General features: G+C 68.5%; 11 protein-coding genes and 1 pseudogene. 1 reads left to right on the plus strand and 11 read right to left on the minus strand.

Annotation, left to right across the window (positions count from 1 at the left end; all coding sequences use genetic code 11):
- Window positions 1-4 precede the first annotated feature (4 nt).
- From ACWGO0_RS08335 to ACWGO0_RS08385, 11 genes are all read right to left on the minus strand, one after another.
- Window positions 5-1,210: an MFS transporter gene (locus ACWGO0_RS08335; RefSeq protein WP_453530234.1), complete on the minus strand. Its 1,206-nt coding sequence runs from the start codon at window positions 1,208-1,210 to the stop codon at window positions 5-7.
- 172 nt (window positions 1,211-1,382) lie between these two features.
- The gene (locus tag ACWGO0_RS08340) at window positions 1,383-4,184 is read right to left on the minus strand and encodes a right-handed parallel beta-helix repeat-containing protein (protein ID WP_453529933.1); all 2,802 of its coding nucleotides are present in this window, start codon (window positions 4,182-4,184) and stop codon (window positions 1,383-1,385) included.
- Between the two features lie 117 nt (window positions 4,185-4,301).
- Window positions 4,302-4,667 carry an HIT family protein gene (locus tag ACWGO0_RS08345; RefSeq protein WP_453529936.1) on the minus strand — a complete coding sequence of 122 codons (366 nt, stop codon included), beginning with the start codon at window positions 4,665-4,667 and terminating at the stop codon, window positions 4,302-4,304.
- A 101-nt stretch (window positions 4,668-4,768) separates the two neighbouring features.
- Window positions 4,769-5,515, minus strand: a complete 747-nt coding sequence (locus ACWGO0_RS08350) for an SDR family oxidoreductase (RefSeq protein WP_453529939.1) — start codon at window positions 5,513-5,515, stop codon at window positions 4,769-4,771.
- Window positions 5,516-5,743: 228 nt separating this feature from the next.
- Entirely contained in the window at window positions 5,744-6,754 is a 1,011-nt protein-coding gene (locus ACWGO0_RS08355; RefSeq protein ID WP_453529942.1) for an aldo/keto reductase, read from the minus strand.
- Between the two features lie 37 nt (window positions 6,755-6,791).
- A complete protein-coding gene (locus ACWGO0_RS08360; RefSeq protein WP_453529945.1) occupies window positions 6,792-7,616 on the minus strand; it encodes an aldo/keto reductase in 825 nt (274 codons plus the stop codon).
- A gap of 108 nt (window positions 7,617-7,724) precedes the next feature.
- Window positions 7,725-8,930 carry an MFS transporter gene (locus ACWGO0_RS08365; RefSeq protein ID WP_453529948.1) on the minus strand — a complete coding sequence of 402 codons (1,206 nt, stop codon included), beginning with the start codon at window positions 8,928-8,930 and terminating at the stop codon, window positions 7,725-7,727.
- A 186-nt stretch (window positions 8,931-9,116) separates the two neighbouring features.
- Window positions 9,117-9,599 (minus strand): AAA family ATPase, encoded by a 483-nt coding sequence (locus tag ACWGO0_RS08370; protein WP_453529951.1) that lies wholly within the window; start codon window positions 9,597-9,599, stop codon window positions 9,117-9,119.
- Between the two features lie 154 nt (window positions 9,600-9,753).
- Window positions 9,754-10,587, minus strand: a complete 834-nt coding sequence (locus ACWGO0_RS08375; RefSeq protein ID WP_453529954.1) for an SDR family oxidoreductase — start codon at window positions 10,585-10,587, stop codon at window positions 9,754-9,756.
- Between the two features lie 129 nt (window positions 10,588-10,716).
- On the minus strand, window positions 10,717-11,172 hold the full coding sequence (locus tag ACWGO0_RS08380; protein ID WP_453529957.1) for a PaaI family thioesterase: 456 nt from the start codon (window positions 11,170-11,172) through the stop codon (window positions 10,717-10,719).
- Window positions 11,173-11,225: 53 nt separating this feature from the next.
- On the minus strand, window positions 11,226-11,861 hold the full coding sequence (locus ACWGO0_RS08385) for a LysE family translocator (protein ID WP_453529960.1): 636 nt from the start codon (window positions 11,859-11,861) through the stop codon (window positions 11,226-11,228).
- On the opposite strand from ACWGO0_RS08385, the pseudogene ACWGO0_RS08390 reads away from it, so the two are divergent.
- Window positions 11,773-12,154: pseudogene (locus ACWGO0_RS08390) on the plus strand (Lrp/AsnC family transcriptional regulator). The gene ACWGO0_RS08385 and the pseudogene ACWGO0_RS08390 overlap by 89 nt on opposite strands.
- The last annotated feature ends 28 nt before the right edge of the window (window positions 12,155-12,182 follow it).

Here is a 12,182-nt window from a genome sequence, read left to right on the forward strand (position 1 = left end):
TCGATCACTCGCCGGCCCGTACGCGAACTCGTTCGGCGTGGCGCACGGCGGGACCCATCGCCAGGGCAGGGAGCAGGAACAGCCCGCCCAGCACCAGCCAGCCCGGAGTGCCCCAGCGGATCAGCAGCGTGGTCAGCAGGACCGGGCCGAGCATCCTGGCGAACTGCGGACCCATGCCGAAGAAGCCCTGGTACTGGCCCTGTTTATCGGACGGCGCCAGCCCGAAACCGAGCTCCCAGCCGCCCGCGCCCTGCATCATCTCGCCGAACACCTGGATCACCGCGGCGGCGAGCAGGACGGCCACCGCGGCCGGGGCACCCATGGGGCTGCCGGACACCGCGTAGACCGCGCACGCGGCGAGCATCAGCCAGCCCGCGCGCCTGATCGTCCTGGCTGCGGTGCGCAGGTCGGTCACCCGCCGGGCGACTCGTACCTGGAAAAGCACCACGCTCAGCATGTTGACCACCAGCAGCACCGCGGCCATCGGCTTCGGCGCGTCGGTGTGGTGCACGATCCACAACGGCAGGCCGAGGCTGAGCAGCGGCATGTTCAGGTACATGATCGCGTTCAGCAACGTGACGAGCGCGTACGGCCGGTCGCGCAGCACGGCCAGCCGCGGCTCGCCGGTGCGCGCCACTGGCGCGGGCGGCACCTCGGGCAGCCGGCGCAGCACCAGCGCGGCGGCGAGGAAACTCGCCGCGTCCATGGCGAAGACCGCCAGGTATGCCTGCCGGGTGTCGAAGGTCAGCGCGAGCGCGCCCAGTCCTGCGCCGATCGCCAGTCCCGCGTTGAGGGTCGACTGAAGGTGCGCCCGCAGTGTGGTTCGCCGACCCGCGTCCACCAGCCCGGCAAGCAGCGCCTGGCGGGCGGAGGTCAGCCCCGACTGGCAGCAGGCGTACGCGCAGACGACGAGGAGGAAGAGCGGGAACGACCGCACCACCAGAAAGGCGCTCAGCGTCGCTGCGGTGGCCACGGCCAGCAGCACCGCGGTCCGGCGTGGCCCCCAGCGGTCGGCGAGGTACCCGAGCGGCACCCCGGCCAGCATGCCGGTCGCCCACCCCACCGTCAGAGCGAGCCCGACCTGAGTCGCGGAGAGCCCGACGACGCGGGTGAAGAACAGGGCCGAGCAAGCGTAGAACGCGCCGTCGCCGAGCGAGTTGGCCAGCTGGGCCAGGGCGAGGACCCGCCCTGGCCCGGCCGGCGGGGCCATCCGGCGCACGAGGCCGTGCCGCTTGAGGCTGTTCCTCGGGTCCGGACGCGCCCCGGCGACAGTCACAGACGCACTCCTCGATCGCTGTCATCCCGTCGGGATCATTGAACGACCGGCGGACGGGTTCACAGAAGTGCCAATCCGGCGCCATCTCAGTGGGCCAATGCTTGCGTCAGCGCGTCTTGAAGCTGTCCACGATGAAGTACGACCCCGTCTTCATGACCCCCTTGAGCGTGTGTACGCCGGGTGCGAGGCCCGACGTGCTGAACACCGTCTTCTGGTGGACGCGGGTGTCGTTGTGGTTGTCGATCGTCGTCACGAACACGCCGTCCAGGTAGAGGTCCACCTCGCCCTCGTCGGTGTTGACCTGGGTGATGACGTCGATCGCAGTCCCGTTGAAGGCCAACTCGAAGGAGTCGCCCGGTGTCTGGGTGGCGTGGACGTCATTGAGATAGCCGCCGCTACCGCCCCGGGACGCGTTCTTCCAGTCCCAGCCGGACCCCGCGTAGACCACACCGGACGTGTTGTTGAGCTGCTCGCCGTCGACCGGACGGCGCAGCGTGAGCTGCGTCGCGGCCTGGTTGCGCCAGATCTTCAGTGTCACCTGGGCACCCGGCGCCGTACTGTTCCAGGCGGTCCAGAAGCTGTTGCGGTCGGTGACCGGGCGGCCTTCGATCTCCCGTACGACGTCGTTGCCCCGCAGTCCCTGCCGATACGCGTCGGAGGTGTCGGGCGCACTCTGCAGGTAGAGCCCGTCGGTGTCGGTGAGGCCGGTGGACGACTTGATCTCGTCCGAGTGGATGCCGGTGACCTGTGCCCCCAACAGGGGCTCGGCCAGCGCGTCCATGGTGTCCTGGGTGGGAGGCACCCGCCACTCCAGCGGAGGCGGAGTCGGGGAGCCCGCCTTGCCGAAGCCGGTCATCGGAATGTTCGTGAAGCCCAGTGCCAGAGCGGGGGAGTCGGGTGCGACGGTGTAGTCGAGCTTGGCCCGGTCGGTGAACGGGCTGCTCCCGGTGAACTTCGGGTCGGCGATCAACGAGTGCGTGTCCAGGCCCTTCGCTCGCCAGGCGGCGTCGATGTCGGGGACGGCCTTGCCGTTGTTCCAGAAGAGGTTGTTGTCGATACGGGGCTTGCTGCGGGCCATGTCGACCTGGATCAGGTCGTAGGGGTCGCCGGTGATGAAGAGGTTCTTCTCGACCACGTCACCGCTGTCGGCGTACCAGACGTGGAAATGACCGCCGCCATTGACGAAGATGTTGTTGCGCACCGTGCGGTGGAAGCCCTCCCGGAGCTTGACGCCGCCGTTGAGCAGCAGGTTGTTCTCGACCAGGAAGTTCGACGAGCCGTCGTCGAGGTCGATGTCCCAGTGCTCGGAGTGCCGGATGCGGTTGTGCCGGATGACGGTGGTGTCCGCGTCGAGCTTCGCGTACGACTTCTTCGTGGCGTCGTCCGCGGCCAGCGGCCAGAAGCGGTCGCGCCCCCAGGCATTGACCGGCCCGTGGTCGGACGTCTCCTTCACGCAGTTGAAGATGTCGTTGTTCTCGATGACGTGGCCGCCCCACGTGCCGTCGTTGATGTCGACGCAGGCGCGCGGGCCGTCGTGGATCGTGTTGCCGTCGACGGTGACTCGACTGCTCATCGAGATCTGGACGCCCGAGGTCTGCTTCTCGAACTGCCCGTTGTCGTGCATGTAGTTGTCGCGGACGGAGATGTCGCGCGGGTAGTTCTCCGACCGCGGCCCCGGCGTGGTGTCCGTGATGCTGGTACGCATCGAGTCCCACGTGGACGGTTCGCGTACCGCGTCCCTACTGCCGATGACTGCCACGTCGGTGGCGCCTGAATGGCTGAACTCGTTGCCGGACACGGTGGTGCGGCTGTTGTAGCCGTCGATGAAGACGCCGTTGCCGCCCAGTTGATCGAAGGAGGAGCCGCTGACGGTCACATCCTCGGTGTTCTTGAGGTGTACGGCGCCGGCGCGCGCGATGGCCCAGTCACCGAGTTGGAGCTTCTCGTAGGGCTGGTCGAAGAGAGTGCGGTGGGTGCGGGTGTAGGCGAGTCCGTCGAACGTGAGGTGGCGCACGGGCGTGCCCGCGTCCGCGCCTTCGACGCGGATCAGTTCGTCCTGCTCGGCCGTCTCCACCTTCGCCGCCGCGAGGTCGGTGCCCTCGGGCGGGAGGAAGTAGAGCTTGCCCGCGGGCTTGTCGTAGAACCACTCGCCGGGTGCGTCGAGTTCCTCGAAGACGTTCTCGACCATGCGGTACGTGGCGTGCAGACCGCTTCCCCGGTTGTTGTCGCCCACCCACCGCAGAGTGGGGGCGCCACCGGCGTCCACGCCGGTCACCTTGAAGGAGTTGCCGCCCCACATGCCGTTGTGGAGACCGCGCACGAGGGCCATTGTCGGGTCCTTCCAACCGGCCACGCGCTGAGGGGATATGGCATCGGCCGCGTACCCGCCGAGGATGGCGGTCTTCGGGTCGAGGTTCGGGTATCGGGCGAGTGTCTGGCGGGCGCCGTCGAGGAACAGCCCGTCGAAGTCGAGTCCGCTCCCGATGTCGGCGACCTGTATCCCATTCGCGTACGGCATCCACCGCGGTGCGAGTGACCGGCCACCGCTGAGGACGGGGCGCTCGCCGGGAGCGGCGGCGTAACGGACGGGTGCGTCAGCCGTGCCGGAGTCCGCGGCGGTGAACGTCAGTGGCGCCGCGAGGTGGTAGGTGCCCCCGTGCACGACGACCTGGACGGGACGGTCCCCGCTCCTGTTCGTGAGCTTGCGGGCGGCCTGCTGGGCGTGTTCCAGCGTGCGGAAGGGGCGTGCCTCGGTGCCGGGGCCCGCGTCCCTGCCTGACGGATCGACATGAATCGTCACACTGCCCGGCGGGGCGGACGCGGCAGATGCGGCGGGTGCGGCAGGGGAGACAGGAACGAGGGCGAGGCCCGCGCTGAGCGCGCATGCGGTCACCATGGTGATGTTCACGAGCACTCCTGAAGTAATCCGATGTAAGCATGGACTTCAAGCGAAAGCCGGAGGCGATGTGCTTGGAAGTTAGGGATACATCGGATGACTGTCAATGAGTGCGGCTGAGTCGTCTGGTCAATGGCGAAGGCTGTCCAGGGCGGCGAGACCGCTGCGGACAGCGGCGGAGGTCTCGTCGAGCCGCTCCCGCTCGTGTACGCGCCAGTCGGCGCTCATACGAAATGGATCACCTGTGAAGCGGGGGATGACATGCAGGTGCACATGGAAGACCTCCTGGAACGCCGCCGCGCCATCGGCGAGAAGCAGATTGACTCCCTCGCACCGCAGACCTGACCGGCGCAGGACCCGCCCCAGACGGTGCGCCACCTTCCAGACGCGGACACCGACGTCCTCCTGGAGATCCTCCAGCCCCACCGCGTGCGTCTTGGGAACGACCAACAAGTGGCCCGGGTTGACGGGCTGGAGATCCATGAAGGCGATCACACCATGTGCCGATCACAACAACAGAGGCGTCGCACGAGCGCGAGCGAATTACGCACCTTCCCGCGCGCCCACTTCACACCTGCCTCACGCCCGCCGCACACCTACCGAGTGGCGTTCTGGGCAAGCCATTCGTCGTACGTCTGCAGGCCCCGCGGCCCCGGACCCACCGGCAACAGGCCGTCGCCCACCATGCCCGCGCCCGTGGCGCCGGGAAGCTTGACCGGCAGCAGCAGGCGGCGCTGGCTGCGGGCACGCAGCAGCCGGCGCACCATGTCGACGAGCTGCTCGACACGCGGCCCGGCGAGATCGGGGGCCATGCCCTGCGCCGGGGCCAGGACGAGCTGTACGAGATGCTGGGCCACCTCGCGGGCCGCGACCGGCTGAGTCCGCATCCGGGGCACCACCGCGAGCGGCTTCGGCATCCGGTCGAGCATCTGCTCGGCGAACTCGTGGAACTGCGTGGCACGCAACACGGTCCACGGTGCCGGACCGTTCCTCACCACATCCTCCTGGCGCAGCTTTCCCTGGTAGTAGCCGAAGCCGACCCGGTCGATGCCGACGATCGACAACGCGACATGGTGCCGTACGCCGACCCGCGCTCCGGAGTCCAGGAGATTGCGGCTGACGTCCTGGAAGAACGCGGACGCCTTTTTGGCGTTCGTGGTCGTCCTGTTGCTCACGTCGACGACCGCGTCCACGCCCTCCATGGCCGCGTCGAGTCCCGTACCGGAGACGAGGTCCACACCTCGCGACCGGGCCAGCACCACCGGCTCATGACCGGCCGCGGCCAGTTCCTCGACCACGAACCGTCCGACCATTCCGGTCCCGCCTGCTACCGCGATCCGCATGCCTGGCCTCTCCGTTGTACGTCTGGGTGCGTCGTCCCACCGCCCGGACGAGCCGGCTGCCGAACATAACGCAGGGCGACGGCCGTCAGGGCGGCCACGCGCGCGCGGAGGTGAGGCTCACTCCGTCGCCGCACGCCCCGCCCGCCACCGCATGCACGCTCACCGGGGCAGGCAGGCAGGCGGAGGCAGAGGCAGGCAGGCGGACGTGGAAGGCAGGCAGGCCGACGGTCAAGCGGTCGGGACGGGGGCGTCGGGAGCGATCAGCCGCTCCTCGCGCAGCGCCGCCCAGAACCCGGCGGGTACCAACTCGGTGAGCGCTGCGACATCCTCGGCGATACGGCTCGGCCTGGTGGCGCCGGGAATCGCCGCCACAGTGGCGGGATGAGCCAGTGAGAACTGCAAGGCGGCTGCCTTGATCCCGACTCCGTACCTCTGGGCGAGCGCCTTGACGCGCTCCACCTTGGCGACGATCTCCGCGGGAGCCTTCTGGTACTCGAAGTGCTGTCCGCCTGCCAGGATGCCCGAGCTGTACGGCCCGCCGACGACGATGTCGACGTCCTGGGCGGCGGCAGCGGGCAGCAGGCGCTGCAGAGCGCGGCCGTGGTCGAGAAGGGTGTAGCGGCCGGCGAGCAGGAACGCGTCGGGCTTCGGCTCGTCGAGGTCCAGGGTCAGTTCCAGGGGCTCGACCCGGTTGACGCCCAGCCCCCATGCCTTGATGACGCCTTCCTCCCGCAGCCCGTCAAGGACGCGGAAGGCGCCGGTCCGTGCACTCTCGTACACGGCCAGCCACTCGTCGCCGTAGAAGTCCTGGGCCACGTCGTGCACCCACACGATGTCCAGCCGGTCCGTCCTGAGCCGCTTGAGGCTGTCCTCGATGGAACGCAGGGTGGCGTCCGCCGTGTAGTCGTTCACCATCCTGTTCGGGCGTCCGTGCTCGAAGAGCCTGCCCTTCTCGCCCAGTTGCCGGGCCGCCGGGTCTTCCACCTCGTCCAGGACGACGCGGCCGACCTTGGTACTCAGGACGTACTCGTCGCGGTGGTGCTCCGACAGGACATCACCGAGCCGGATCTCGGACAGACCCGCGCCGTAGAACGGCGCCGTGTCGAAGAAGCGGATTCCATGGTTCCAGGCGGCCTCGACGGTGGTCGTGGCCTCGTCGTCGGGGATGGCGCGGAACATGTTGCCCAGCGGGGCCGTGCCGAAGCCGAGAGGGGAGGGAAGCAGGTGCTTGATGCTCATGAGTGTGTCCTGAAGCGATAGGAGCCGGCGGCGGTGACTAGTTGAGGGTGTCGGGGTCCGGTCCGGTGCGCATGCCGCTGTCCAGCGAGGTGATGGCCTCGATGTCGGCATCCGTGAGTTCGAAGCCGAAGACGTCGAGGTTCTGGCGGATGCGCTGCGGGGTGACGGACTTGGGAATGACCACGTTGCCGATCTGCAGGTGCCAGCGCAGCACCACCTGCGCGGGTGTCACGCCGTGACGGGCGGCGATGGACGTGATCGCCTCGTCCTTGAGCAGCGCGCCCTGCGCGAGCGGGCTCCATGCCTCGGTGACAATGCCGTGCTGGGCGTGGAAGGCGCGCAGTTCCTTCTGCTGCAGCCCCGGGTGCAACTCGACCTGGTTGACGGCCGGTACGGTGCCGGTGCTGTCCAGCAGGCGCTGGAGGTGGGCCGGCTGGAAGTTGGAGACGCCGATCGCACGGGCGCGCCCGTCGGCCAGCAGCTTCTCGAGGGCGCGCCAGCTGTCGGTGTACAGGTCGCGTGCCGGGGTGGGCCAGTGGATCAGATACAGATCGACGTGGTCGAGACCGAGCTTGTCCAGCGAGGCGTCGAATGCCGCAAGAGCACTGTCGTAGCCCTGGTCGGCGTTCCACAGCTTGGTGGTGACGAACAGCTCGTCCCGGCTGATTCCGGAGTCGGCGATGGCGCGGCCGACACCGCGCTCGTTGCCGTAGATCGCAGCGGTGTCGATGCTGCGGTAGCCGGCCGCGAGCGCGGTGCTCACGGCGGCGGTGGTCTCCTCGTCGGGGACCTGGAAGACACCGAAGCCCAGCTGCGGCATCTCGACGCCGTTGTTGAGAGTGATGTGGGGGATGGCGGTCATGGTGTGTCTCCTTGTGGGGGTGGCGATGAAGCCGATGCAGATGAAGAAGAAGTTCCCGACGGACCCTCGGACCTCCCTGCCGTCCGGCGGAACCCTTCGCGTCGCAACTCAGAGGGCGGCGACAGGCTGCCTGTCCGCGGTGGCCCGACCGGTGGACGGCGAGCGTTGCGCCGCCCGCTTCTCCAGGGAGCTGGACAGGAGGGCGAGGGCCAGGGCGGAGGCGGCCAGGAGTGCGCCGACCCAGTTGGGGGAGGTGTAGCCGAGCCCGCCACTGATGACGAGGCCGCCGAGCCAGGCTGCCAGCGCGTTGCCGGCGTTGAAGGCGCCGATGTTGACGGCCGAAGCCAGGGTGGGGGCGCCGTGTGCGTGGTCCAGGACCCGCTTCTGCAGCGGCGGTACGGTGGCGAAGCCCAGGGCGCCGATCAGGAACACGGCCACGGCCGCGGCTGCCTTGTCGTGAGCGCCGAGAGTGAACAGGGCCAGCACGAGGGCCAGGCCGCCGAGCGCCGCGTAGAGCATCGGCATGAGCTTGCGGTCGGCGAACTTCCCGCCGATCAGGTTCCCGGCGACCATGCCCAGACCGAACAGCACCAACAGCCAGGTCACCGAGGAGTCGGCGTAACCGGTGACGTGCGTCATCATCGGGGCGATGTAGGTGATGGCGGCGAACACGCCACCGAAACCGAGAACGGTCATCGCCATGGCGAGCAGGACCTGCACGTTCTTGAACGCGCTCAGCTCATGGCGCAGCCGTACGCCCTCGGGCTTGGGCAGGTCGGGCACCAGCTTGGCGATCCCGGCCAGACCGACCAGTCCCAGCGCCGCCACGAAGAGGAACGTGACACGCCAGCCGGCGCTCTGCCCCACGAAGGTGCCCAGCGGAACCCCGACGACGTTGGCGACGGTCAGGCCGGTGAACATCGTCGCGATGGCGCCGGCCTTCTTCTCCGGGGCCACCAGTTCCGCCGCGACGACGGACCCGATGCCGAAGAAGGCCCCGTGCGCCAGGGAGGCGACCACCCGGCCGACGAGCATCACTGTGAACGAGGGAGCGACGGCGGACAGCACGTTGCCGACGACGAACAGGCCCATCAGCAGCATCAGCATCCGCTTGCGCGTGATCCTGGTGCCGATGACGGTCATGAGAGGAGCACCGAACATGACGCCGAGGGCATAGCCCGTGACGAGATACCCGGCGACGGGGACGGAGACGCCGAAGTCACCCGCGACCTCGGGCAGCAACCCCATGATCACGAACTCGGTGGTCCCGATCCCGAAGGCCCCGATGGCGAGGGCCAGGAGTGCTAGGGGCATGACGTCGATCCTTATAAGTGCGGGAGCTCTTTACAAGCGTCGACAATAGTTGCTTACGCGGGCTATTGCAAGCACGCCATACTCGCGCACGCATGCAAGCGGCCCGCCAGGCCGGCGCTGGAGCCCCACCCCCGTACGCACTGCTCGCTGTGGTGAGGAGGACTTGAGGAGAGACCGTCTCAACCGTCAGCGCGGAGGTGCGACAGGCCGATCGAACAGGTCGAGCTCGGACGCGGTGGGAGCTTCGAACTGTGCTTCGTACTCCGTGAGCAACTCGGGAGTGAGGGGCACGGACCCTGGCCTCTTGTTACGCAGGGTGATGCGGCGATTGAGTTCAGCGGTGGGAACGGCGAGATAGCGCAGCTCCACAGCGGCACCGAGCTCACGGGCGCGCAGCCGCTTCTCATCCCGTTCCGCACGGTCCCAGAATCCGTTCTCCAGAATCACTGTCGCCCCCGCCACCAGCAGATCCTGAGCATGCGCCCAGAGCCGGCGCTCGACTCGGTCGCGGGCCGGGCCATCGAACAGATCGAATCCCAGGTCGGAGAGCCATTCGTCGGGGCAGAGGCGCACGGCCGGCAGTGTCCTGGCGAGCCTCTTCGCCAATGTGGTCTTTCCCGCCCCTGGCAGACCACACAGAAGAATCAACCTCGGGTACAGACCGTCCACGCTCGCCTGCCTTCGCTGTCGAGAAACCCCCGAGGATCATTGCCGCGGACGCGACAGAACGGAACCGATTTTGTCGTTCAGCGGTCAGCGAGCAGGCCCCCTGTCACCGTCGCTGAAGCGCATGCACGGCCCACCTCCACGCCGAAGTGACGTCTCAGCGGAAGGCGGCGGCGTTCTCCTCGGCCCACTGGTGGAACGTCCTGCCCGAGGCGCCGGTGATCTGCGAAACGGTGTCCCGCACCATGAGCAGTTCGTCGTTGATGTCGCCGCCCGTGAGGTCCAGCACCGCGTCGGCGGCTTCGGCGCCCAGGACGTCGATCAGCTGACGGTGGGCCTCCTGCCGGCTGATATCCGCGACCGGCAGACTCCGTCCCAGTGCTGCCCCGATGGCCTCGACCTGCTGCCGGGCGGTGACCCTCTCCGGACCGGTCAACGCGTACGTCCGGCCGCGGTGTCCGGGCTCGGTCAGCGCCGCCCGGGCAACCGATGCGATGTCCGCAGGGTGGATCGTAGGAAGGCCGATGTCCGCGTACGGCAACCGGACCGCTTCGTGCTCGTGGATCGCGCCCGCCCACCACAACGCGTTCGAGGCGAACTGCGTCGGCCGCAGGATCGTCCATGCCATGCCGCTGTCCTTGACCAGGCGCTCGACGGCCAGGTTCTCGCCCGCAGGACTCAGGTGCGGATGGGTCTGGACGGTGATGGACGACACCAGCACCACATGTTCCACCCCGGCCCGCCCGGCGGCCTCCAGGATGTCGGCGTCCGGTCCCATGCGTGACACGAGGAACAGCGAACGCACCCCGTCCAGCGCGGGCTTCAGCGATTCCGGCCGAGTGAGGTCGCCCTGTACGGCTTCGACGCCCTCCGGGAACACGGCCTGCGCGGTGTCCCGAGTCAGCCCCCTCAACGGTCCCGCCCCCACCGCCTGGAGCTCTCTCACAAGGGCACTGCCTATATTTCCGGTGGCCCCGGTCACGAGGATCATGAGGTCGTCTCCTGTCATCCCGCAGCGATCAACTGATCTGACGCTACGACCTCAACCGAAGTCGAGGTCAAGGAGATTGCCACCCGGTCAACCAGGAGTGCGACAGCAACCGAGACGTCGGCTGCGGGGTTACTGCTCCGGCCGAGTCATGCGGATCAGCGTCTGCTGGCCATTGGCGACGAGCTCCCGTCGGCCGTCCTGGACGCCGAACACCTCCAGCCGGCACACGGTCAGGGTGCGTCCGGACTTCAGGACGGTGCCGACCGCCTCGATGTGGTCGCCGACGGCAGGAGCCAGCAGGTTGATCTTGTACTCGACGGTGAGTACCTCGGCGTTCTCGGGGAACAGCGTGTACGCCGCGTACCCGCCGGCGCTGTCCGCGACGGCGCTTGTCGCGCCGGCGTGGAAGTAGCCGTGCTGCTGGGTGACTTCGGGGCGGCTCGGGAGCTCGATGTGCACACGTCCGGGTCCGATGTGGGTGATCCGTGCACCGAGGTGGCTCATCAGCCCTTGCCGGTCGAAGCTGTCCTGGATGCGCTTTCGCACCTCGGGGGTGGCCTGTTCGTGGTGCGTCTGGTCTTCCACGTGCTCTCCCTCTACGGACATCGCGGTCGGTGGACAGGGTGGGGGCGGGTTCGTCAGCCGGTCAGGCGTTCCGCCAGCAGGAAGCCGCCGTTGACGATCATCATGGCACCGGAGGTACGCGTGACCGCCAGGGCCGCCGAAGGCCGGGTCCTGAGCAGGGTGCGGGCGAGCACGCCGACGGAGAGGCAGACCATGGTGCAGGCCGTCATGTGAAGCATGCCGAGCAGCCCCGTCTGCGCGGAGACCGGCCGGCCGCCCGCAGAGTCGATGAACTGCGGGAACAGCGAGAAGTGCAGCAGCAGTGCCTTGGGGTTGCGGCAGCTGATTCCGGCGCCTTTGAGCATGATCTGCCCGCGAGTGGCGGACCGGGAGGAGGGCATCGCCTCCGTCGACGCGCCCAGGATCACCGGCCGCGACAGCACACCCAGGCCGAGCCACATCAGGTAGGCGGCGCCGGCGACGGTCAGAGCGGTGAGTACGGTCGGCGAGCTCGCGACGATCACCACCAGGTCGGCGACGGCGAGCAGTGTGTATCCCGCGTACCCGGCTATCAGCCCGGCGACCGCCGGGACGACCGGCCGGTCCCGCAGCCCTGCCGAGATCGCGTACGCCCAGTCCGCGCGCGAGCTGCAGTTGGACGGCCGTCTGACCGTCACCGACCTGGCGGCTCGTGTGAAGCTGAGCGTCACGCTCTGCCACCGACGCCTGCGCGATCTCGAACGCGCGGGCGCGATCCGCGGCTATCGCGCCGTCGTCGACCCGGCCGCCGTCGGGCTGAACTTCGAGGCCCTGGTCTTCGCCACCCTGCGCTGGGAGGACCGCGACACCTTCACGGCCTTCGAAGAGGCCGTGACCGCCATTCCGAACGTCATCCAGGCCCAGCGCCACTTCGGTGAACCCGACTACCTCCTGCGCGTCGCCACCACCGACCTCCACCCTCGTGATGAAGAACGTCATCGACGACCGCCCGCTGCCCGAGTAGGCGCTCCTCAGCCCTCGGCCCTCGGCGC

The sequence above is a fragment of the Streptomyces sp. NPDC055749 genome, assembly GCF_053617235.1.